General features: G+C 71.2%; 20 protein-coding genes. 11 read left to right on the top strand and 9 right to left on the bottom strand.

The features are described from left to right. Positions 1-160: 160 nt before the first annotated feature. Positions 161-3,043, bottom strand: a complete 2,883-nt coding sequence (locus ACIQI8_RS07175; protein WP_402345748.1) for an AAA family ATPase — start codon at positions 3,041-3,043, stop codon at positions 161-163. A gap of 221 nt (positions 3,044-3,264) precedes the next feature. Then, positions 3,265-4,101 carry a response regulator transcription factor gene (locus ACIQI8_RS07170; protein ID WP_402345746.1) on the bottom strand — a complete coding sequence of 279 codons (837 nt, stop codon included), beginning with the start codon at positions 4,099-4,101 and terminating at the stop codon, positions 3,265-3,267. Between the two features lie 116 nt (positions 4,102-4,217). On the opposite strand from ACIQI8_RS07170, the gene ACIQI8_RS07165 reads away from it, so the two are divergent. Beyond that, complete coding sequence (locus ACIQI8_RS07165; RefSeq protein ID WP_402345745.1) at positions 4,218-5,891, top strand: AMP-binding protein; 1,674 nt, start codon at positions 4,218-4,220, stop codon at positions 5,889-5,891. Beyond that, the gene (locus ACIQI8_RS07160) at positions 5,888-7,486 is read left to right on the top strand and encodes an AMP-binding protein (protein ID WP_402345743.1); all 1,599 of its coding nucleotides are present in this window, start codon (positions 5,888-5,890) and stop codon (positions 7,484-7,486) included. The genes ACIQI8_RS07165 and ACIQI8_RS07160 overlap by 4 nt, the downstream gene beginning before the upstream one ends. A 22-nt stretch (positions 7,487-7,508) precedes the next feature. Here the strand turns inward: ACIQI8_RS07160 and ACIQI8_RS07155 are convergent, their stop codons facing one another. After that, positions 7,509-8,225, bottom strand: coding sequence for a hypothetical protein (locus ACIQI8_RS07155; protein ID WP_402345741.1), 717 nt, complete (start codon positions 8,223-8,225; stop codon positions 7,509-7,511). A gap of 241 nt (positions 8,226-8,466) precedes the next feature. Here ACIQI8_RS07155 and gcl point away from each other — a divergent pair, with 241 nt between their 5' ends. Then, positions 8,467-10,251 (top strand): glyoxylate carboligase, encoded by a 1,785-nt coding sequence (gene gcl, locus ACIQI8_RS07150; protein ID WP_402345739.1) that lies wholly within the window; start codon positions 8,467-8,469, stop codon positions 10,249-10,251. A 205-nt stretch (positions 10,252-10,456) separates the two neighbouring features. Here gcl and ACIQI8_RS07145 read toward each other — a convergent pair whose 3' ends face one another. From ACIQI8_RS07145 to ACIQI8_RS07130, 4 genes are all read right to left on the bottom strand, one after another. Further along, a complete protein-coding gene (locus ACIQI8_RS07145; RefSeq protein WP_402345737.1) occupies positions 10,457-10,696 on the bottom strand; it encodes a hypothetical protein in 240 nt (79 codons plus the stop codon). A 424-nt stretch (positions 10,697-11,120) separates the two neighbouring features. Then, positions 11,121-12,035 carry a 2-hydroxy-3-oxopropionate reductase gene (locus tag ACIQI8_RS07140; RefSeq protein ID WP_402345735.1) on the bottom strand — a complete coding sequence of 305 codons (915 nt, stop codon included), beginning with the start codon at positions 12,033-12,035 and terminating at the stop codon, positions 11,121-11,123. A gap of 39 nt (positions 12,036-12,074) precedes the next feature. Next, positions 12,075-12,923 carry a TIM barrel protein gene (locus ACIQI8_RS07135; protein ID WP_402345733.1) on the bottom strand — a complete coding sequence of 283 codons (849 nt, stop codon included), beginning with the start codon at positions 12,921-12,923 and terminating at the stop codon, positions 12,075-12,077. A 184-nt stretch (positions 12,924-13,107) separates the two neighbouring features. After that, positions 13,108-13,989 (bottom strand): helix-turn-helix domain-containing protein, encoded by an 882-nt coding sequence (locus ACIQI8_RS07130; RefSeq protein WP_402345731.1) that lies wholly within the window; start codon positions 13,987-13,989, stop codon positions 13,108-13,110. Between the two features lie 181 nt (positions 13,990-14,170). Between ACIQI8_RS07130 and ACIQI8_RS07125 the strand changes: the two genes are divergently transcribed. The 8 genes from ACIQI8_RS07125 to ACIQI8_RS07090 all read left to right on the top strand — a co-directional run bounded on the left by ACIQI8_RS07125 (position 14,171) and on the right by ACIQI8_RS07090 (position 21,320). Further along, positions 14,171-15,610: an MFS transporter gene (locus ACIQI8_RS07125; protein WP_402345729.1), complete on the top strand. Its 1,440-nt coding sequence runs from the start codon at positions 14,171-14,173 to the stop codon at positions 15,608-15,610. A 91-nt stretch (positions 15,611-15,701) separates the two neighbouring features. Further along, the gene (locus ACIQI8_RS07120; protein ID WP_124001641.1) at positions 15,702-15,953 is read left to right on the top strand and encodes a hypothetical protein; all 252 of its coding nucleotides are present in this window, start codon (positions 15,702-15,704) and stop codon (positions 15,951-15,953) included. Beyond that, the gene (locus ACIQI8_RS07115; protein WP_402345727.1) at positions 15,950-16,318 is read left to right on the top strand and encodes a helix-turn-helix domain-containing protein; all 369 of its coding nucleotides are present in this window, start codon (positions 15,950-15,952) and stop codon (positions 16,316-16,318) included. Before ACIQI8_RS07120 ends, ACIQI8_RS07115 begins: the two co-directional genes overlap by 4 nt. Before the next feature lie 122 nt (positions 16,319-16,440). Then, positions 16,441-16,956: a 2-oxo-4-hydroxy-4-carboxy-5-ureidoimidazoline decarboxylase gene (gene uraD / locus ACIQI8_RS07110; protein ID WP_402345725.1), complete on the top strand. Its 516-nt coding sequence runs from the start codon at positions 16,441-16,443 to the stop codon at positions 16,954-16,956. Next, a complete protein-coding gene (gene uraH / locus ACIQI8_RS07105) occupies positions 16,953-17,354 on the top strand; it encodes a hydroxyisourate hydrolase (protein WP_402345723.1) in 402 nt (133 codons plus the stop codon). The genes uraD and uraH overlap by 4 nt, the downstream gene beginning before the upstream one ends. Positions 17,355-17,360: 6 nt before the next feature. Continuing rightward, positions 17,361-18,269 carry a factor-independent urate hydroxylase gene (gene pucL / locus ACIQI8_RS07100; RefSeq protein WP_402345721.1) on the top strand — a complete coding sequence of 303 codons (909 nt, stop codon included), beginning with the start codon at positions 17,361-17,363 and terminating at the stop codon, positions 18,267-18,269. A gap of 48 nt (positions 18,270-18,317) precedes the next feature. Continuing rightward, a complete protein-coding gene (locus ACIQI8_RS07095) occupies positions 18,318-19,691 on the top strand; it encodes an 8-oxoguanine deaminase (RefSeq protein WP_402345719.1) in 1,374 nt (457 codons plus the stop codon). Positions 19,692-19,916: 225 nt separating this feature from the next. After that, positions 19,917-21,320: a nucleobase:cation symporter-2 family protein gene (locus ACIQI8_RS07090; RefSeq protein WP_402345717.1), complete on the top strand. Its 1,404-nt coding sequence runs from the start codon at positions 19,917-19,919 to the stop codon at positions 21,318-21,320. A 23-nt stretch (positions 21,321-21,343) separates the two neighbouring features. Here the strand turns inward: ACIQI8_RS07090 and ACIQI8_RS07085 are convergent, their stop codons facing one another. Both ACIQI8_RS07085 and ACIQI8_RS07080 read right to left on the bottom strand, forming a co-directional pair. Further along, positions 21,344-21,958 carry a 3'-5' exoribonuclease domain-containing protein gene (locus tag ACIQI8_RS07085; protein ID WP_402345715.1) on the bottom strand — a complete coding sequence of 205 codons (615 nt, stop codon included), beginning with the start codon at positions 21,956-21,958 and terminating at the stop codon, positions 21,344-21,346. A 44-nt stretch (positions 21,959-22,002) separates the two neighbouring features. Continuing rightward, positions 22,003-22,803, bottom strand: coding sequence for a helix-turn-helix domain-containing protein (locus ACIQI8_RS07080; protein WP_402345713.1), 801 nt, complete (start codon positions 22,801-22,803; stop codon positions 22,003-22,005).

Genomic DNA, 22,803 nt, shown 5'->3' with positions numbered 1-22,803 from the left:
GGGGGTGGTGCACGGGGGCCGCGGGACCGGCCCCCGTGTGCCCGGGCGAGCGGCACGTCCTCACGCTAGAACCCGGCACACCTCGCGCCCAATGAGGGAACCCCCTAGGGGAGTTGGGCAGGGAAAACCCTCGGTCGCCCTCAGTAAACCCGGGCCGGCCTCACTTCGTACGGCGCCCCGCCGCCAGTCGGACGATGTCCACCCGGGAGCGGATCCCCAGCTTGCGGTAGACCCGGGTGAGCGTCGCCTCGACCGTCTTCACGCTGATGAACAGACGTGCGGCGATCTCCCGGTTGGTCGCGCCCTCCATGACAAGTGCGGCGACCTGACGCTCCATCGCGGCGAGCCCCTCCAGTGCGGTGAGTCCCTCCGCGCCCTCTGACGCGGCGGAGGGGGTGATCGGTTCCCTCGGTCCCGCGGAGGCCGCCGCGTCCACCTGACGCAACCACGGCAGCGCCCGGCAGCGCCGGAACAACCGGGCCGCCTCGTCGTACGTCGTCGGTCCCGGCACGAGGGTCCCGCCCGGTCTCGCGAGGTCGCTAGGTCCGGCGAGGCCGAGCACGTGCGGGGCGGTGCGCAGGCCGGCAAGCGCGAACGCGGCACGCGCCTCCTCGAGTCCGTACCCCAGCTTGGCGAGCCGGTCCTGAACCGACGTCAGCTGGGCGAGCGCGGCCTCGTGCTCGCCGCGCGCGGCCCGCACCAACGCCTCGGCCCGGTCCAGTACGGCGAGCACGCTCTCACGGCCCAGACGCAGCGCGTGCTCGCGCGTCACGGCGACCAGCTGGCGCGCCTCCTCGACCTCGCCGATCCGGACGAGAGCCTCGGCGAGGTCGCCCTGCCAGCGTCCGCGCGCCGGGTCGGTGATGCCGAGGCCGTGCTCCAACTCCCGCACCCGGCGCAGCGACCGCGCCGCGCCCTCGGCGTCCCCGGCGACCAGCTGGGCGAACCCGAGCGCGGTCAGTCCCCGGGAGACGTACATCTGGTCGCCGACCTGCTCGGCCTGCTCGACGGCCTCGTGGGCGAGGGCGAGGGCGCGCTCCGGGTCGCCGCCGGAGGCCTCGGTGAGGGAGTTGAGGACGGCCGAGGGGATCTCGCCGATCCCGGAGTCGCGGGCCAGCCGCATGCTCTCACGGGCCAGGTCGAGGGCGCGTCCGCAGTGCCCGGAGCGCAGTTCCGTCTCGGCGAGCAGCCGGACGAAGTGCACCTCGCTCTCGACCATGCCGCGTCGGCGCGCCTCACGCAGCAGCGCGGTGACGGTCGAGCGGGCGTCGGGCAGCTGGTCGCTCATGATCAGCCAGCGGTACCGGGCGGCGCCCGGCCCGTTGTGATGGCAGGAGATGGCGGGATCCTGCGGTTCCCTGAGCGCCCGTTTGATGGTCGCGGGGGCGTCCGGGTGGCCCATCAGGTTCTCGGTCTGCGCCTGGAAGGCGAGCGCGAGCAGCTCCGTGCGCCGGTCGCCGGCCCGGGCCGCCAGCTCCGCCGCGTGCGCGGCCTCCTCCCGGCCGATGGCGAAGTCGCCCTCCACCACCAGTCCCCGCCAGGCCAGTTGGTAGTGGACCAGGCCGAGCAGCCGGGGGTCGTCGCCGGCGTCGGCGAGCACCTGCGGGTAGACGGTGTCGACCTCGCCGATCGCCTGTCCGGCGGCCTCGATCACCACCATCCAGGCCCGCACCCGGTCGGCGGGCGCGGTGGCACGGGTCAGCACCTCGCGCGCGATGTCCCGGGCGAGGTCCACCTCGCCGGCGGTGATCGCGTCCTCGGCGGCCTGCAGCCGGTGCTCGTCGGGGCCCGGGGTGTCGTCGGCGGGTGTGTGCCGGGCGGCGAGCAGGCCGAGGGAGGCGGCCACCGAGGGCGCGCCGCGGTCCCGGGCCAGTGCTGCGGCCTCGGCGAGCCGGGCCGCGGCCTCCGGGTCGGTGCCGGTGGTGGCGAGGGCGAGATGCCGGGCCCGCTCGATGGGGTCGGAGGCCGCCGTGGACAGCGCGGCGTGCGCGGCCCGCCGCTCCTGTGCGGGCGCCTCCGCGTACAGCGCGGCCGAGATCAGCGGGTGCGCGAAGCGTACGGCGGGACCCTCGGGTTCCGTGGCGAGCAGCCCCAGTTCGGCCGCCTGCGCGGTCTCGGCCTCGGCGTTCTCCCGGCCGGCCGCGTGCAGCAGGGCCAGGGTGGGGCGGGCGCCGGCGCTGGCCACCAGGAGGGTGTGGCGGGCCGCGGCGGGCAGCATGTCCAGCCGGTTCAGGACGAGGGCGCGCAGCGAGGTCGGCACCGGGAGCGGCTCGCCGGGGCGGGGCGGGGTGGGGTTCTCGGCGAGGGCGCGGCCGAGCTCCAGGGCGAAGAGCGGGTTGCCGGCGCTGGTGCGGTGGATGTCGCGGACCGTGGAGCGGGGCAGACCGGTGTAGCCGCGGTGGTCGAGCAGCGCCGAGACCTGGGCGCGGGAGAGCGCGCCGAGCCGGACGGCGAGGGTGTCCGGCGGGGACGCGCGTAGATGACGGTCGTACTCCTGCCCCTCGGTCCGTACCGCGCACAGGAGTTGGACGGGGGTGTCGCCGAGACGGCGGGCGGCGAAGCCGAGCAGCTCGGCGCTGGCCGGATCCAGCCACTGGAGGTCGTCGGCGACGATCAGCACGGGGCCCTGGGTGGCCAGGGCGCGCAGGGTGGACAGCACGGCCAGGCGCAGGGCGAGACCGTCGCGTTGCAGAGTCGATTCGCCGCGACCGGTGAGCGCCGATTCCAGGGCGGTGCGCTGGGCGGCGGGCAGCCGCTGGGAGACCTCGTCGGCGACCAGGCCGAGCAGGTCGGCCAGGGCCAGGAAGGGGAGATGGGATTCGGACTCGGTGGCCGAGCAGCGCAAGACGGTACGTGCATGCGCCCCGTATTCGGTGGCCAATGCCCGCAGCACGGTCGACTTTCCTATTCCGGCGGGGCCGTGGAGCAGCACACTGCCGCCGTGGGCGAGCTGCTCGTGCGCCGCGCCGAACAGCTCCTCCCTGCCGATGACCAGGTCGGAGCGGCATCTGGCAGGCTCCTTGAAGTCCCGTGGCACGGTCACCGCTCCCCTCCGTGTGTCGTGTCCGGGCCAAATTCTAGGCAACATCTCATTGAAATTCGGACGGACCAGGTGGTGAGGGATATAACAACAGCGGGGCATAAGCAAATTCAAAGCGTGGCTGAATGAATAGATTGCCCACCTGGGAAGCCCGGCACACCTGGACCGGCACACCTGAGTCGGCACACCTGGACCGGCATACCGGGCCCGCCCGCCGGGCGGTCCTAGGGCAGCAGTCCCGCGCGCCGCGCCGACGCCACCGCCTCTCCCCGGGTGTGGGCACCCAGCCTGCGCATCGCCGAGCGCAGATAGCTCTTCACCGTCTCCGGCCGCAGTCCCAGCCGCTCGGCGGCCGCCGCGTTGGTCGCCCCCGCCGCGAGACACGCCAGCACGTCCAGTTCCCGGGGTGCGAGCCGTACGTCCTCGGCCGAGGTCCCGGACGCCAACAGCTCGCAGGCGTCCAGGAGTTCGGCCCGCAGTACCGGGTCGGTGATCCGCGGCGCCAGCGCCCGCAGCGCCGCGTGCGCCTGCCGAACCTGCTCCACCGCGGCCCCTCCCGCCGGGTCCCGGTCCGGCTCGGTCCGCGCGGCCACCGCGATCAGACCGCGCACCTCCTCCTGGACGACCAGCGCCTGTTCCACGTCCCGCGCGGCCTCCATCGCCAGGCTCAGCGTCCGGTCGCCCAGCGGCTGGGCCGAGCGCAGGGCGCCGTACAGCACACCGCGCACCCGGCGCCGTACGACCACGGGCACCGCCAGCATCGAGCGCAGCCCCTCGGCTGCCACCGGGGCGTCGTACTCGTGGCTGATCTGCGGCGAGGACGAGTAGTCCGCCACCGCGCACGGGCGGGCCAGTGCGACCGCCCGGCCGCCCAGACCGTTGCCGGAAGCCACCGCGAGGGCCCGCAGGGCGGGCGTGGCGGTGCCGCTGAGCTCGCTGATGCGCACCTGTCCGCGCCCCGCCTCGACCAGGCCGCCGAAGGCCACCGGCAGCCCGGTCAGGCGCCGCATCCGCACCAGCGCACCCTGAATCTCCACCGACCCGGTCGCGTCCGTCGTCACCTGATCGCCCTTTCCCGCAGCGCACACCCCCGTTCGGGGGTAGTGAGACCTGCATCACGGATTACACGATGGCAGAGAGCCGCCCGGCAATGGTCCGGTAACGAGGAGGACGCAAGATGACGACGGCGACGGAGCTCTTCCGCGGCGCGCGGGATTTCCTGCTGGAGCACCGCGAGGACTACGCGAAGGCGTACGAGGGGTTCAGCTGGCCCCGACCCGAGCGGTTCAACTGGGCGCTCGACTGGTTCGACGTCATCGCCGACGGCAACGACCGTACGGCCCTGCACATCGTCGAGGAGGACGGCACGGAGGTCCGCCTGTCCTTCGCGGAACTCTCCGAGCGCTCCGACCGGATCGCGAACTGGCTGCGCGACCGCGGAGTCGGCCCCGAGGACCGCATCCTCGTCATGCTCGGCAACCAGGCCGAACTGTGGGAGACCGCCCTTGCCGCGATGAAGCTGCGCGCGGTCGTCATCCCGGCCACCCCGCTGCTGGGCCCCGCCGACCTGCGCGACCGCGTCCAGCGCGGCCATGTGGCCCACGCGATCGTGCGCGCCGAGGACACCGCCAAGTTCGCCGACGTACCGGGCACCTACACGCGCATCTCCGTCGGCGGTCTGCCGGAGGAGGGCTGGGAGCCGTACGAGGACGCGTACGTCGCCCCCGCCGAGTTCCTCCCGGACGGGCCCACCCTCGCCGACGACCCGCTGATGCTGTACTTCACCTCGGGAACCACCGCCCGCCCCAAGCTGGTCGAGCACACCCACACGTCGTATCCGATCGGGCACCTCGCCACCCTGTACTGGATCGGCCTCAAGCCCGGCGACGTGCATCTGAACATCTCCTCGCCCGGCTGGGCCAAGCACGCCTGGTCGAACCTGTTCGCGCCGTGGAACGCCGAGGCGACCGTCTTCATCCACAACTACACGCGCTTCGACCCGGCCCGGCTGATGGCCGAGATGGACCGCGCCGGCGTCACCACCTTCTGCGCCCCGCCGACCGTGTGGCGCATGCTCATCCAGGCCGACCTGACCCAACTGCGCACCCCGCCGCGGGAGGTGGTGGCCGCGGGGGAGCCGCTCAACCCCGAGGTCATCGAACAGGTGCGGCGCGCCTGGGGAGTCACCGTCCGGGACGGCTTCGGACAGACCGAGACCGCCGTGCAGGTCGCCAACAGCCCGGGCCAGCCGCTGAAGACCGGTTCGATGGGACGGCCCAGCCCGGGCTACCGGGTCGAACTCCTGGACCCCGTGAGCGGCGCGCCCGGCGTCACCGAGGGCGAGATCTCCCTCGACCTGTCCGCCCACCCGGTCGGCCTGATGACCGGCTACCACGGGGATCCCGACCGTACGGCGGAGGCGATGGCCGGCGGCTACTACCGCACCGGCGACATCGGCTCCCGCGACGCGGACGGCTACATCACCTACGTCGGCCGGTCCGACGACGTCTTCAAGGCCTCCGACTACAAGATCAGCCCCTTCGAGCTGGAGAGCGCGCTCCTTGAGCACGAGGCGGTGGCCGAGGCCGCGGTCGTGCCCGCGCCGGACGAACTGCGCCTGGCCGTACCGAAGGCGTACATCGTCCTCGCCGAGGGCTGGCAGCCGGGACCCGACACCGCGAAGGTGCTCTTCGAGCACTCCCGTGAGGTGCTGGCCCCCTACAAGCGCGTCCGCCGCCTTGAGTTCGGGACGCTGCCCAAGACCGTCTCCGGCAAGATCCGCCGGATCGAGCTGCGAGAGGCCACGGCCGCCGGCTCGGCGGACGAGTACCGCGAGGAGGACTTCCGGTGACCCCACAACCCTCGTACACCCACGGCACGAGCGGGACGACCCTGCTCGGTGACACGATCGGCGCCGACCTCGACCGGACCGTCGCCGCCTGGCCCGAGCGCGAGGCACTGGTCGACGTGCCGTCGGGGCGCCGCTGGACGTACACCGAATTCGCCGCCGACGTGGAGCAGTTGGCGTCCGCGCTGCTGGCGAGCGGGGTCGTCAAGGGCGACCGGGTGGGCATCTGGGCGATCAACTGCCCGGAGTGGGTGCTCGTTCAGTACGCCACCGCCCGCATCGGCGCGATCATGGTGAACATCAACCCGGCGTACCGCACCCACGAGGTCGAGTACGTCCTCAAACAGGCGGGGATCTCCCTGCTGGTCGCCTCCCTCAGTCACAAGACCAGTGACTACCGGGCGATGGTCGACCAAGTGCGGGGCAGGTGCCCCGAGTTGCGCGAGGTCGTGTACATCGGCGACCCGAGCTGGGAGGCGCTGCTGGGGCGGGCGACGGATGAGGTGTCGTATCCCGAGCTGTCGTGCGACGACCCCATCAACATCCAGTACACCTCGGGCACGACGGGCTTCCCCAAGGGGGCCACGCTCTCCCACCACAACATCCTCAACAACGGTTACTTCGTGGGCGAGTTGATCGCCTACACCGAGCAGGACCGGATCTGCATCCCGGTGCCCTTCTACCACTGCTTCGGCATGGTGATGGCCAACCTCGCGGCCACCTCGCACGGCGCCTGCATGGTCATCCCGGCCCCGTCCTTCGACCCGAAGGCCAGCCTGGAGGCGGTCCAGCAGGAGCGCTGCACCTCCCTGTACGGCGTACCGACCATGTTCATCGCGGAGTTGAACCTCCCCGACTTCGCGAGCTACGACCTCTCCACCCTGCGCACCGGCATCATGGCGGGCTCGCCCTGCCCGGTGGAGGTGATGAAGCGCGTGGTCGCCGAGATGCACATGGCCGAGGTCTCCATCTGCTACGGCATGACCGAGACGTCCCCCGTCTCCCTCCAGACCCGCAGGGACGACGACCTCGAACACCGCACCGGCACGGTCGGCCGCGTCCTGCCGCACATCGAGGTCAAGGTCGTCGACCCGGCCACCGGGGTGACCCAACCCCGGGGCACCGCGGGGGAGTTGTGCACCCGCGGCTACAGCGTGATGCTCGGCTACTGGAACGAGCCGGAGAAGACCGCCGAGGCCGTCGACCCCGGCCGCTGGATGCACACCGGCGACCTGGCCATGATGCGCGACGACGGCTACGTCGAGATCGTCGGCCGCATCAAGGACCTCATCATCCGCGGCGGCGAGAACATCTACCCGCGCGAGATCGAGGAGTTCCTGTACGCCCATCCGAAGATCGCGGACGTCCAGGTCGTCGGCGTCCCGCACGAGCGCTACGGCGAGGAGGTCCTGGCCTGCGTCATCACCCGCGACCCGGCCGACCCGCTGACCCTGGAGGAACTGCGCGCCTTCTGCGAGGGCCGGCTCGCCCACTACAAGATCCCGAGCAGGCTGCAACTGCTCGACGCCTTCCCGATGACGGTGTCCGGGAAGGTACGCAAGGTCGAGCTGCGGGAGAAGTACGCGGACGGTTCCTGAGCTGGCTGCCGCAGGACGCCGGTCACGCGCCCGCCGCGTCCAGGTCGTCGGCCACCGTGTTGACCGGCTGCGGGGTGCCCGTGAGGTCGAGGACGAACAGGGGCATGCCGAGGGAGTCGGCGCAGGTGCGGGCGTCGGTGTCGTAGCCCGCGAGGGAGAAGTAGACGCAGGCCGACGACTCCGTCATGGCCGTCAGCCACAGGCACTCCACGTCCCGCAGCGCGGCCGGGCGGACGGTCGGGTCCACCTGGGCCAGCAGGCCGCGGGCGGCCAGCCCGATGCCGGACGGGGGTCTCTGGTCGGCCCGACGGATGTCCTCGTAGCCGAGCCACCGCAGGTACAGCGCGGCGGCCGTCACCGCGTCCCGCGCCGTACGGATCGTCACCGGCTGGAAGGCCCGGCGCGGCGGTGTCTCGCCGCGTGGTGGCGCGGTGGGGATCGGATGCGGGGGCCCCGCGGGCGGCGCGGACCGGCCGTCCGCCTCGGCCACCGGAATCCGCAGCAGGGTCCCGCACGGGCAGCCCAGTTCCGGGTGCGGCCACTGGTCGAGGCGGTCGCAGGAGGCGCAGCGCACGCCGATCCACTCCTCGTCCCAGACCCGGTGCGTGACGGCCGTCGGCGTGCCGGCCGGGTCCAGCGGCGGGGTGACCGGCGCACCGCACACGCACGGATAGGACGGTGCGGTGTAGCGGTGCTCGCGCCGGCAGGCCGGGCAGCGCACCGGCACGCTCTCGGGCATGGCCACTCCAAGGCGTCGCATCGGGACGGCGGTCCCATAGTGCTCCTGCGCACCCGCGCTTGTCCGACGCTTCGCGCCGCCCGATGGACGTGCGTGCACTGCTCGCCGCTCTCTTGACGGCCTCCGCCCCTCCACCTACATTGCTTCCAGATAGTAGAAAATACTTTCCGCATTACGGAAGAGCTGCTACCCGCGGGGCGCGACGGGAGTGCCATTCCGACAGCCGAAGCAGGAGTACGCAATGGCTCGAATGACCGCTGCCCGCGCGGCAGTTGAGATCCTCAAGCGCGAGGGCGTCAGCAACGCGTTCGGTGTGCCCGGCGCGGCGATCAACCCCTTCTACGCGGCGCTCAAGGCCTCCGGCGGCATCCATCACACCCTCGCCCGCCACGTGGAGGGCGCCTCGCACATGGCCGAGGGCTACACCCGCACCCACGCGGGCAACATCGGCGTCTGCGTCGGCACCTCGGGCCCGGCCGGCACCGACATGATCACGGGGTTGTACTCCGCGATCGGCGACTCCATCCCGATCCTGTGCATCACCGGCCAGGCCCCGACCGCCGTGATCCACAAAGAGGACTTCCAGGCCGTCGACATCGCCTCGATCGCGGGGCCGGTCACGAAGATGGCGGTCACCGTGCTGGAGGCTGCCCAGGTCCCGGGCGTCTTCCAGCAGGCCTTCCACCTCATGCGCTCCGGGCGTCCAGGGCCGGTCCTCATCGACCTGCCGATCGACGTCCAGCTCACCGAGATCGAGTTCGACCCGGAGACATACGAGCCGCTGCAGGCGTACAAGCCCGCCGCGACCCGCGCCCAGATCGAGAAGGCGATCGGTCTCCTCAACGCCTCCGAGCGCCCGCTGATCGTCGCCGGCGGCGGTGTCATCAACGCCGACGCGGCCGAACTCCTCGTCGAGTTCGCCGAGTTGACCGGCACCCCGGTCGTCCCGACGCTGATGGGCTGGGGCGTGCTGCCCGACGACCACGAGCTGAACGCCGGCATGGTCGGCCTGCAGACCTCGCACCGCTACGGCAACGCGACCTTCCTGGAGTCCGACTTCGTCCTCGGCATCGGCAACCGCTGGGCCAACCGCCACACCGGCAAGCTGGACGTCTACACCGCCGGCCGGAAGTTCGTCCACGTCGACATCGAGCCCACCCAGATCGGCAAGATCTTCGCCCCCGACTACGGCATCGCGTCCGACGCGAAGGCGGCCCTGGAGCTGTTCGTCGAGGTGGCAAGGGAGTTGAAGGCGTCTGGCCGGCTGCCCGACCGCTCGGCCTGGGCCGCGGCCGCACAGGAGAAGAAGGCGACTCTCCAACGCCGTACGCACTTCGACGACATCCCGATCAAGCCGCAGCGCGTCTACGAGGAGATGAACAAGGCCTTCGGCCCGGAGACCCGGTACGTCTCCACGATCGGCCTCTCGCAGATCGCCGGCGCCCAGATGCTGCACGTCTTCCGGCCGCGGCACTGGATCAACTGCGGCCAGGCCGGCCCCCTCGGCTGGACGATCCCGGCCGCGCTGGGCGTCGCCAAGGCCAACCCCGAGGCGTCCGTGGTCGCCCTGTCCGGCGACTACGACTTCCAGTTCATGATCGAGGAGTTGGCGGTCGGCGCGCAGCACAAGATCCCGTACGTGCACGTCCTGGTCAACAACGCCTACCTGGGCCTGATCCGCCAGGCGCAGCGCGCCTTCGACATCGACTTCCAGGTCAACCTGGAGTTCGAGAACATCAACTCGCCCGAACTGGGCGCCTACGGCGTCGACCACGTCAAGGTCGCCGAGGGCCTGGGCTGCAAGGCGATCCGCGTGACCGACCCGGCCGAACTCGGCGCCGCCTTCGAGCAGGCGAAGAAGCTCGCCGCGCAGTTCCAGGTCCCGGTCGTCGTCGAGGCCGTCCTGGAGCGCGTCACCAACATCTCCATGTCGACCACGAACGACATCTCCAACGTCGTCGAGTTCGAGGAGATCGCGACCGAGCCGGGGCACGCGCCGACCTCGATCAGGACGCTGAAGGTCTGACACGCCCCGAACGACACAAGAGCGGCTCACCCTGCGGTGAGCCGCTCTTTCGGTACGCGCGAGGCCCGCCGCCCCCGTGCCGACGGGCTTCACGCGTGACCAGAATGTGCCCACCCGTGAGGGTGGTTGAAGCATCTTGAATTATATTCAGTGCTTGATGTGAGGATAGCGTACACGTCCTACGTCCCCAGGCGTACGCGCACGGTCATGCCTCCTCGTGGTGCTCCGACAGCCCCGGCCAGTCCTCGGGGCCGCCGCCCTGCCAGTCGATGAGCTCGCTGCTCTCGACGTCGGTGACGTAGTGGTCGGCCCGGCGCAGGATCTCGGCGACGTCGTCGATGTGGGTCGCGATGCCCAGCGTCTCGTCGCCCGAGGTCACGCGCCGGGAGCCGTCGAGGGCCGGCGCGTGGACGACGATGTGCGGGTTCTCGGTTGGATGTGCCATGCCCCCAGCCTGCTGGGGAAGCAGGGGCGGCGCACCCGGAAATGCCGAAGGCGCCGGATGCGGGATCTTCCGCATCCGGCGCCTTCTGCTCTTCGGTTGTCGTTCCTACGGGCTGGGACCGCGGCGGAGGCGACGGAACCGTGGCCGCCCCTCCCTCTGGTCGGGACGGCGGCACCCGGATCCTTCACCACCGCACTGGCTCGCACTCCGCCGCGGTCCTCGCCCTACCCGCACCGTGTCCCGTCCCGTAAGGCCACCCCTCATCCGGGCCGCCGGGCGGGACACGGCCGGGGGCTCGGTCCTCACACGCCTCTTCGATTGGTTTCCGGGCGGCGCCTCGCCTGGGCGCGACAGGACAGTTGTCGGCGTCGGCGCCGCCCGGAGCTTGTGCGGCCGACCCCTGGAACAGGGCTCGGCCCCCGCGTCAGACCTGGGCGCCGGAGAGGCGCTCGACGGCGCGCAGCAGCGCCGAGTGGTCGAGCCCGCCGTCGCCCTGCGCCCGCAGGCTCGCGACCAGTTGGGCGACCACGGCGCCGACCGGCAGGGCCGCGCCGACATTGCGGGCCGCGTCCGTGACGATGCCCATGTCCTTGTGGTGCAGGTCGATCCGGAAGCCCGGCTTGAAGTCCCGGCTGAGGAAGTTGTCCTTCTTCCGCGTCAGCACGGTGGAGCCGGCGAGTCCGCCGTTGAGGACGTCGAGGGCGGCCGCGAGATCCACGCCCGACTTCTCCAGGAAGACCACGGCCTCGGCGCACGCCTGGATGTTCACGGCGACGATCAGCTGGTTGGCGGCCTTCACGGTCTGCCCCGAACCGTGCGGACCGCACAGCACGATGGTCCTGCCGAGCGCGTCGAAGATCGGCTGGGCCTCCTCGAAGTCGGACTGTCCGCCGCCGACCATGATGGACAGCACAGCCTCGATGGCACCCGCCTCGCCGCCGGAGACGGGGGCGTCGAGCACGCGGATCCCCTTGTCCCGGGCGGCCGTCGCGAGGTCCACCGAGGTCTGCGGGGTGATCGAGGACATGTCGATCAGCAGGGCGCCCGAGCGCGCGTTCTCCAGGATGCCGTCGGGGCCGTACGCGATCGCCTCGACCTGCGGTGACGCGGGCACCATCGTGATGACGACGTCGGCGTCCCGCACGGCCTCCGCGATCGAACCGGCGGCTGTGCCGCCGGCGGCGGTGAGCCGGTCCAGCTTGTCCTGTTCCAGCGTGAAGCCGGTGACGTCGTAACCCGCCTTGATCAGGTTCTCGGACATGGGGGAGCCCATGATGCCGAGGCCTATCCAGGCGATCGCGGGGAGCGGCGGGCGGGAGGTGTCTGCGAGGTTGCTCATGAAGGGGCCTCTCTAACTGCTCAGCAAAGTCAAGGAAGTTCAGCGCGCTTCGCGCGGGAGCCAGTCGAAGGCCTCGGCGCTCGGCCGGTCGCCGGGCTTGTACTCCAGGCCGACCCAGCCGTCGTAACCGGCCTTCGCCAGCTGCCGGAGGAGGTCTTCGAGGGGGAGCGAGCCGGTGCCCGGGGCGCCGCGGCCGGGGTTGTCCGCGATCTGCACGTGCCCGGTCTTCGCCGTGTACCGCTCGATCACCGCCGGCAGGTCCTCGCCGTTCATGGACAGGTGGTAAAGGTCCATCAGGAAGCGCGCGTTGCCGAGGCCGGACGCGTCGTTGACCTTGTCGACGATCCCGACGGCGGCCGGAGCCGACACCAGCGGGTACAGGGGCGACTCGGGCTTGTTGAGCGCCTCGATCAGGAGGATCGCTCCGATGCGGTCGGCCGCTCGCGCGGCGAGGACCAGGTTCTCCAGCGCGAGCGCGTCCTGCTCGGCCGGGTCGACGCCGTCCACGCGGTTGCCGTAGAGCGCGTTGAGCGCCGTGGCGCCCAGGGAGTGGGCGAAGTCGGCGGCCACGTCGATGTTCGCGCGGAACCGCTCCGACTCCGCGCCCGGGATCGACAGGGCGCCGCGGTCGGGGCCCGGCAGCTGCCCGGCGTAGAAGTTGAGGCCCGTGAGCCGGACGCCCGCGTCCTCGATCGCCTTCTTCAGGCCGTCGAGCTCGGAGCGCTCCGGTGTGGGCGAGTCGACCCAGGGCCACCACAGCTCGACCGCGGTGAAGCCCGCCGCGGCGGCCGCCGCGGGGCGCTCCAGGAGCGGGAGTTCCGTGAAGAGGATCGACAGGTTGACGTTGAAGCGCTGGTCTGCGGCGGTGCTGAATCCAGAACCTGGCATCGGGGGCCGCGCTCCCTTCCGTATCGAGATTCCGTGTCTGTACTGCGCGTCCGTATTTCGTATTGTGGAAGTTTGTTTCTGCTTAATGGAAGATTGCCGTCGAGGGGTGAGGCTTGTCAAGGGGGTGGGGCACACGAAGGCGCCCACGTCAGGGAAGCCGTGGGTCGCCGTACGAGGTGCTGGGTCAGAGCCTGTCGGCGGTGGCCGTGGGCGCGGTGAGGCTGCTCAGCAGGCGCAGTGCGGCTTCCGAGGGGGAGTCGGGGGCGGCCGTGTAGGCGATCAGCCGCTGCCCGGAGGTGCCGGGTATGCAGAGGTTCTCGAAGGCGAGTTCCAGCGCGCCGACCGTCGGGTGGTGCAGCCGCTTGCTGCCCGAGGTGCAGGTGCGCACCGGATGCCGGGACCAGAGGGCGGCGAACTCGGCGCTCTGGATGGACAGTTCACCGACCAGCGCGGCGAGGGCGCGGTCGTCGGGATGCCGGCCGGCCACCAACCGCAGCGACGCGACGGCCAGTTCGGCCTCCGTGTCCGGATCCTCGTACAGCGCCCGGTACCGCTCGTCCAGGAACAGCATCCGGACGAGGTTCGGGCGCGCCCCCGGCCGCTCCGGCCCGTCCGGCGCCAACTGCCCCGCGAGCAGGGCGTGTCCGAGCCGGTTCCAGGTCAGTACGTCGCCTCGGCGGTCCAGGACGAGGGCCGGTACGTCGGTCATGGCGGCGACCAGCCGGCGGGCCGAGGCGCTCGCGTGCTCGGCGCGGGGCGGTGCGGGCGGCCGGGGTGCGGACGCACCGGCGGGGCGGGCGAGGGCGAGCAGGTGGGCGGTCTCGTCGGCGCCGAGCCGCAGGGTGCGGGCGATCGCGTACAGGACCGAATCCGAGACGCCTTTCGCGCGGCCCTGTTCGAGGCGGGTGTAGTGGGTGATGCTGACGCCCGCCAGCGTGGCCAGCTCCTCGCGCCGCAGCCCCGTGACCCGACGGCGGGTCGGGTGCGGGGTGAGGCCGAGCTGCTCGGGGCGCAGCGCGGCCCGGCGGGATCTGAGGAACTCGCCCAGCTCGGACCGGGTGTCCATGCCTGCCTCCTCGGTGCGGGTGCCGCCTCTCCATCATGCCGGTGACCGCCCGCGAACGGGATCCGTGAGGGTGGTCATGCCGTGACCACCCTCACGCCGCCTGCCCACCTCCCGGTGCTGGCTGCGCATTCGAGGGCGGACGAGCCTTTCCTGCATCACCGCGAGGAAGGAACACGACGTCATGACCGTCACCGACACGAGGGCGGCCGGCACCGGGCCGACCGCCCTCACCCCAAGGCTCCGGCTGGTCCTGGTGCTGCTGCTCGCGGCCCAGTTCATGCTGGCCGTCGACTTCTCCATCCTGAACGTGGCCCTGCCCGTGATCGGCGAGGGCCTGCACTTCTCGCTGGCGCACCTGCAGTGGATCGGTACGGCGTTCGCGCTGTGCGCGGCCGGTTTCACCCTGCTCTTCGGCCGGGTCGCGGACCTGTTCGGGCGTCGGCGGATCTTCCTCGGCGGCCTCGCCGTGCTGGCCGCCGCCTCGCTGCTGGGCGGCCTCGCGCAGAGCCCGGAGGCGCTGATCACCGCCCGCGTCCTGCAAGGCCTCGCGACCGCGGCGGTCACCCCTGCGGGCCTGTCCCTGCTGACCACGTCGTTCCCGGAGGGCCCGCTGCGGGACCGGGCACTGGGTCTCAACGGGGCGCTCATGTCAGCGGGGTTCACCACCGGTGCGATCCTGGGCGGCCTGCTCACCGACCTGCTGTCGTGGCGGTGGGCGTTCTTCCTGAACGTCCCCGTCGCTCTCGCCGTCCTGGTCGTCGCCCCCGCGGTCGTCAAGGAGTCGCGGCCCGCCGAGCGCCCGCGGCTCGACCTGCCCGGCGCGGTCACCGTCACGCTCGGCCTGCTGGCCGTCGTACTGGGCATCACGCAGGCCGGTGAGCGCGGCTGGGGCTCGCCGCTCGCGCTGGGGGCGCTGGGCCTGGGCGCGGTTCTCCTGCTCGCGTTCCTCGCCGTGGAGCGCCGGGCCCCCGCTCCGCTGGTGCCGCCGAGCGTGCTCCGCAGGCGGTCGGTCGCCTGGGGCAACGCGGCCGGTCTGATCGCCTTCCTGACCGAGACGTCACTGGTCTTCCTGGTGACCCTCTACCTCCAGGAGGTGCTCGGCTTCTCCCCGCTGGCCGCGGGCCTGAGCTTCGGCGTGCTCGGCCTCGGCACGGTCCTCGGCGGTCTCGCCGCGTCCCGGATCATCGGCCGGATCGGCAGCCGGTGGACCCTGGTCCACGGCGGACTCGTCCAGGCCGTCGCGACCGCCGCGCTGCTCGGCCTCGGCGCCGACCGGTCGTGGCTGTGGCTGCTCCTGACCGGCACCTTCCTGGGTGGGGTCGGCAACATGCTGGCCATCGTCGGCTTCATGGTCACCGCCACGTCGGGTCTGGCCGACCGGGAACAGGGGCTGGCCACCGGGCTCGCCACGATGACCCAGCAGATCGGCATCACCGTGGGCACGCCGGTGATGAGCGCGGTGGCCACGGCGGCCATGGTGGGAACCGGACCCGCGGCGGTCCTCGGGGGCCTGAAGACGGCCGTCGCGGTGAACGCCGGTGTGGTGCTGCTCGGGGTGGTCGGCAGCCTCGTGTTCCTGCGCGGTGAGAAGCCGGCCGCTGTCGTGTACCCGGCGAGCTGATCCCCCGGTCCGTTAGAGTCGCCCACGGGCGGACCGACCGGCGTCGCCGGTGCCCGGAGTCACGCAGGTCAGGAACGTGTCTGGGGGCAGTATGCGACTGAGAGTGGAGTTCACCACCGAACCCTTCGACCTCGACGAGGCGCCCGCGCACGCGGTCGTCGCCCGTGAGGTCATCGAGGCCGGTGAGCTGGACGCGGTGGACGTCGGACCGTTCGGCAACACGGCGGAGGGCGCGTCCGACGCCGTACTCACCGCCGTGGACGCGCTGCTGCGCAAGACCCTGGAAGCCGGCGCCACCCGGATCTCGCTGCAGGTCAACGTGATCGGGGAGGGCGACGCGTGACCGGCACCGGGGACGAGCCCTTCATCACGGCGGTGAAGCCGCTGATCGACGCCATGGGCGGGGAGATGGTCCCACCGGACGAGGCGGGCCCGGACGACGTCGTGCTCGCCTGGGAGGGCGTGGACGTGGTCGCCGTACGCCTGCCGCAGCTCGCCGACTCGCTGGACCACATCCTGGCCGCCATGGAGCGCAAGCAGGGCAAGCCGCTGGCGGAGCTGGACCGCAAGGCCAAGCAGGAGGTCGTACGGATACTGGAGGCGCGCGGCGCCTTCTCGGTACGGCACGGCGTGGAGACCGTCGCGAGCGCGCTCGGGGTGAGCCGCTTCACCGTCTACAACTACCTCAACCGCGAGAAGGAGAGCTGAGCCGCTCCGCCCGGTTGTTACGCCGAATTTTCAACAAAGTGTTGACGTGGTGTCGCGTGGAGGCGTTAGCTGTCGCCCAGCCCGTTCAGCACGAAGGCCGTTCCGCGGCCACGGAGGCACCCGTGACGTCGACTTCCACGCCCCCGGGGCTCGCCCGGTTCAACGCCCTGGAGGAGCACGCGGCCTACGCCGTCCTCCACGAGGCGTGCGCCTCGACGGCGTGGACGAAGCGGCTGCTGGCCGCCCGTCCGTACGCCGGTCCCGAGGATCTGTACTCCGCGAGTGACGCCGCGATGGCCGACCTGAGCGCCGAGGACCTGGCCGAGGCGATGGCCGGGCACCCGCCGATCGGGCGCCCCAAGCCCGGCGATCCGACCTCCGGCCGGGAGCAGCGCGGTATGTCGGGCGCCTCCGAGGAGCTCAGGGCGGAGATGCTGGAGTTGAACCTGGCCTACCAGGAGCGGTTCGGTCATGTCTTCCTCATCTGCGCCACCGGCCTGACCGGCGAGCAGATGCGGGACGCGGTCAAGGAGCGGATCGGCAACTCGCCCGAGCAGGAGCGCGAGAACGTCCGCGCCGAACTCGGCAAGATCAACCGCATCCGGCTCGGCAACCTCGTACAGGAAGAGCAGGCATGAGCACGAGCACCACCGCCTCCGTGTCCACCCACATCCTGGACACCTCCGTCGGTCGTCCCGCCGAGGGCGTCGCCGTCCAACTCGCCGCGCGCAGCGGCCCGTTGGGGGAGTGGCAGCCGCTGGGTGGCTCCGCGACCGACGCGGACGGGCGGTGCAAGGACCTGCCGGCGTTGCCGACGGGAACCACACACGTACGGCTCGACTTCGCCGTGGAGCCGTATTTCGAAAAGAAGCAAGCCGATGCGCAGCAGGACGCCCCCGCGAATCGGGACAGCGGTGCGAGCACCGGAGTGTTCTTCCCGGAAGTGGCGATCACCTTCGCCGTGAAGCCGGGCGAGCACTACCACGTACCGCTGCTGCTCAACCCGTTCGGCTACTCCGTTTACCGAGGGAGCTAGCAGAAGATGGCAGACAATGCCCGCCCGGGCCACTCCGTGGTCCTTGGCCAGAACCAGTACGGCAAGGCCGAGAACCGAGTCGTCAAGATCACGCGGGACGGCGCCACCCACCACATCAAGGACCTCAACGTGTCCGTGTCGCTGAGCGGCGACATGGACGAGGTCCACTACTCCGGCTCGAACGCCAACGTGCTGCCGACCGACACCACCAAGAACACGGTGTACGCGTTCGCCAAGGAGCACGGCATCGAGTCCGCCGAGCAGTTCGGCATCCACCTCGCCCGGCACTTCGTGACCTCGCAGGAGCCGATCAGGACGGCGCGCATCCGCATCGAGGAGTACGCCTGGGAGCGCACGACGGGCGGTCACTCCTTCGTCCGCAAGGGCCAGGAGACCCGCCTCACCCAGATCACGTACGACGGCCGGAGCTGGGAAGTCGTCTCCGGGCTCAAGGACTTGACGGTACTCAACTCGACGGACTCCGAGTTCTGGGGCTATGTCAAGGACAAGTACACGACGCTGCCCGAGGCGTACGACCGCATCCTGGCGACCGAGGTGTCCGGACGCTGGCGCTTCAACTGGTCGGACGACGCACAGGAGATGCCGGACTGGGAGGAGTCCTACGAGCGGACGAGGCAGCACATGCTCCAGGCCTTCGCCGAGACGTACTCGCTCTCGCTCCAGCAGACCCTGTACCAAATGGGTTCGCGGATCATCGACAACCGCGGCGAGATCGACGAGGTCCGCTTCTCCCTCCCCAACAAGCACCATTTCCTTGTGGACCTGGAGCCGTTCGGGCTGAAGAACGAGAACGAGGTGTACTTCGCCGCCGACCGGCCCTACGGCCTGATCGAGGCGACCATCCTGCGGGACGGCTGCGAGCCGCGGATCCCGGTGGACCTCACCAACCTCTGACGCGAACTCGGACCGGAATCAAGGAAGTTGAGACGAACGATGGTAACGATGGTTCAGCGCGTCGTCATCGAGAACTGCGCGATCGCGACAGTGGACGCAGCCGACACCGAGTACGCCACCGGGTACGTGGTCATCGCCGGCAACCGCATCGAGTCGCTCGGTGCGGGCAAGGCGCCCGAGGGGCTCACGGACGTGGTCCGGCGCATCGACGCGACCGGTCACCTGGTCACCCCCGGCCTGGTCAACACCCACCACCACTTCTACCAGTGGATCACCCGGGGCCTGGCCACCGACCACAACCTCTTCAACTGGCTCGTCGCCCTGTACCCGACCTGGGCGCGCATCGACGAGCCGATGGTCCGCGCCGCCGCGCAGGGGTCCCTCGCGATGATGGCCCGCGGCGGGGTGACCACCGCGCTGGACCACCACTACGTCTTCCCGGAGGGCTCCGGCGACCTCTCCGGAGCCATCATCGGCGCCGCCCGCGAGATGGGCGTCCGCTTCACGCTGGCCCGCGGCTCCATGGACCGCAGCGAGAAGGACGGAGGGCTGCCGCCGGACTTCGCCGTCGAGACCCTGGAGGGTGCCCTCGCCGCGACCGAGGCGACGGTACGGGAGCACCACGACGCCTCCTTCGACGCGATGACCCAGGTCGCCGTCGCACCCTGCTCGCCCTTTTCCGTCTCCACCGAACTCATGCGTGAAGGCGCCGAGTTGGCCCGCCGGCTCGGTGTCCGGCTGCACACGCACGGGTCGGAGACGGTCGAGGAGGAGCAGTTCTGCAAGGAACTGTTCGGCATGGGTCCGACCGACTACTTCGAGTCCACGGGCTGGCTCGGCGAGGACGTGTGGATGGCGCACTGCGTCCACATGAACGACTCCGACATCGCCGCCTTCGCCCGCACGAAGACCGGCGTCGCGCACTGCCCCTCCTCCAACGCCCGGCTCGCGGCCGGTATCGCCCGCGTCCCCGACATGCTCGCCGCCGGCGTCCCGGTCGGCCTCGGCGTCGACGGCACCGCCTCCAACGAGTCCGGCGAACTCCACACCGAACTGCGCAACGCCCTCCTCATCAACCGCCTCGGCACCCACCGCGAGGCCGCCCTCAACGCCCGTCAGGCGCTGCGCCTGGGCACGTACGGCGGTGCCCAAGTCCTGGGCCGCGCCGCCGAGATCGGCTCCCTGGAGCCCGGCAAGCTGGCCGACCTGGTGCTGTGGAAGCTGGACACCCTCGCCCACGCCTCCATCGCCGATCCGGTGACCGCGCTGGTCTTCGGCGCGGCGGCCCCGGTCACCGCGTCCTTCGTGAACGGCCGTCAGATCGTCGACGCGGGCCGCCTGTTGCATGTCGACGAGGACGCCATCGCCCGCTCCACGCGGGAAGAGGCCCAGCGCCTGGCACGGATCGCCGCGCAGGGTTGACCGGTCGGCCGGTCGACCAGCCGGCGGGCCGCAGTTCAAGATCTCCGGTCGAGGGGGACGGCCCTCGTCCGGTGGCCGTGGCCGGGGCGTGCATGGACTGTGCGCGCCCCGGAACGGCCCTGTTCATCCCCTTTGCTGGGTTCCGTCCCCCGGTCCCGCACGACCGCGCATCACCTCCTGAAACCCACGTCGGAGCCGACGTGTTACCCGCCCGGAGGAGCCGCCGTGACCACCCGACCCACCACCCAGGCCGTCGCCCCGCCCGCCGTTCATCCGGTCGACGAGAAACTCCCCGCGCTCAAGATGGCCACCACGGGCCTGCAGCACGTGGCCGCCATGTACGCGGGAGTCGTCGCCCCACCGCTCATCGTCGGGGCGGCCATCGGCCTCTCCGGCACCGAACTGACCTTCCTCACCGGAGCCTGCCTCTTCACCGCGGGCCTCGCCACCTTCCTCCAGACACTCGGCATCTGGAAGATCGGTGCCAGGCTGCCGTTCGTCAACGGCGTCACCTTCGCCGGCGTCGCCCCGATGACCGCGATCGTCGCCTCCACCGAGGACAGGTCCGACGCGCTGCCGATCATCTTCGGCGCCGTCATGGTCGCGGGGCTGCTGGGCTTCATGGCGGCGCCCTTCTTCAGCAAGGCGATCCGCTTCTTCCCGCCGGTCGTCACCGGCACAGTGATCACGCTCATCGGCGTGTCCCTGCTGCCCGTCGCCTTCGGCTGGGCGCAGGGCCCCAACCCCGCGGCGGACGACTACGGTTCGACGAAATTCCTGGGCCTCGCGGGCCTGACCCTCCTCATCGTCCTGCTCCTGCGCCGCTTCACCACCGGTTTCGTCAAGCAGATCGCCGTCCTGCTCGGCCTGGTCGCGGGCACGCTGGTCGCGATCCCGTTCGGCGTCACGGACTTCGGGCCGGTCACCGACGCGGACGTGGTGGGCTTCCCGACGCCGTTCCACTTCGGGGCGCCGCAGTTCCAGCTCGCCGCGATCGTGTCGATGATCGTGGTGATGGTGGTCTCGATGACCGAATCCACCGCGGACATGCTGGCGTTGGGCGAGATCGTCGAGCGCCCGGCGGACGAACGGACCATCGCCGCAGGGCTGCGCGCCGACACGCTCGGCTCGGCGCTGAGCCCCCTCTTCAACGGCTTCATGTGCAGCGCCTTCGCCCAGAACATCGGCCTGGTCGCCATGACCCGCATCCGCAGCCGGTTCGTCGTCGCGACCGGCGGCGGCTTCCTCGTCCTGATGGGCCTGTGCCCGATGGCGGCCTCGCTCATCGCCGTCGTCCCGCGCCCGGTGCTCGGCGGTGCCGGTGTCGTCCTCTTCGGCTCGGTCGCCGCGAGCGGCATCCAGACCCTCGTCCGGGCCGGCCTCGACAAGGACAACAACGTCCTGATCGTCGCCGTATCGCTGGCCGTCGGCATCGTCCCGATCACGGCGCCGGACTTCTACCACGCCTTCCCGGAGACCGTGCGGATCGTCCTCGACTCCGGCATCTCGACGGGCTGCGTGGCCGCCGTCGTGCTGAACCTGCTCTTCAACCACCTCGGCAGGCACCGGGACGCACAGGACGTGACCCATCCGATGGAGGCGGGCGAGGAGATCGCGGCGGCGCACTGAGCGCGGCGCGTCACGGCGAGGGGTCAGTGCGGGGCGGTGGGTGAACCGCCCTGCCACGCCATGAGGTTGGCCAGCAGTTCGGCCTGCTCGACGGCGTCGTCCAGGGCGTGATGCGTGTGCCGGCGCCTCGACAGCAGCCGGCGCGGCATCGTGCCCTTCGCCACCGCCCGCAGCGGCACCCCCGCCTTGGTCGCGTACAGCGTCTTCATGTCCAGGCACCCCGAGTGCCCGAAGGGACTCGAACCGGTGAAGCGGATCAGGTACCAGTACAGAAAGGTCCAGTCGTACGAGGCCGGATAGCCGCACATCACGGGCTGCGCGCCGGCCTCCGCGCCCACCTCACGGACCCACTCGGTGAACTCGCCCAGCGCGGTGGCCGGTTCGGCGCCCTCGGTCCGCAGCCGCTCCCGGTCGAGGCCGCTGACCGCCAACGCCTCCGGGACGAACTCCTCGCTGATGGGCCGCAGTTCGCGGTAGAAGGTCCGCCGCTGCGGATCCACGGCCGTGAACGTGTCGGCGTCCTGCACGCCGGCGACAGCGGCACCGAAACTGAGCATGGAGTAGGGGCCGGGGATCGGGCCGTCGGCCTCGATGTCGACGGAGATGTAGAGACTTGCCTTGACGCGTCGTGCGGACATGATCCGGAGCATCCCAGTCGCTCGGGCACCACCGCAGCCGATTTTCAGAGCCGCGGGAGCGCCTGGCAGGGCGTTGCCTGCGGCAGCCGGCCCGTGAAGTACGAGCGGGGCGGGACCCCCATCAGGGTGCGGAAGTCGGTCGTCATGTGCGCCTGGTCGTAGTAGCCGGTGGCGGCCGCGAGGTCGGCCCAGGGGCGGGTGGCGGCATGGTCGAGCACGGTCCGGACGCGGCTGATGCGGGCGAAGTGCTTGGGGGAGAGGCCGACGCCCTCGGCGAACAGGTTGCGCAACTGCCGCTCGCTGACGGCCAGTTCGCGGGCCACGTCACCGACGTGCGCGGGGGCGCGCCCGGACCGGATCGACATCGCGTCGACCCCCGCCCGCACCAACTCGGTCCGCGCCCGGTCCGCCGTGGAGGCGAGCCGCTCCGGCAGCACCTGCGTGAGGTGCTCCAACGACTCCTCGGGGTCCAACCGGCGCAGTTCCGCCGCCAGTCGGCGCGCCGTGACACCGGGCAGGTCGCCCAACGGCACCGCACGGCCGACGAGTTCGACGGCCCGGACGCCGAGCAGGGGGCGGACCAGACCGGGGGCGAGGCGCAACTCCACGCAGGAGATGAAGCGTTTGCCCCGGTGGTAGGAGGCGCGGGCGCGCGGGCCGACGACCAGGATGCTGCGGTCGCCGCTCGCCTCGCCGCGGATGACGACCTTGGTGGCGGCCTCCGGGAGATGGATGAACGTCTCCGTGGGCACGTCGTCGACCGTCACGGTCCCGATGCCCGCGATCCACGGGCGCAGCGTCTCGGGCGTGGGCAGGATCCGGCGGGACACGGCGGCATACGTCAC

The sequence above is a fragment of the Streptomyces sp. NPDC092369 genome, from assembly GCF_044755245.1.
Classification (GTDB): domain Bacteria; phylum Actinomycetota; class Actinomycetes; order Streptomycetales; family Streptomycetaceae; genus Streptomyces.
The sequence above is the reverse complement of the archived record's forward strand: the minus strand, read 5'-3'. Positions and strand labels throughout refer to the sequence as shown.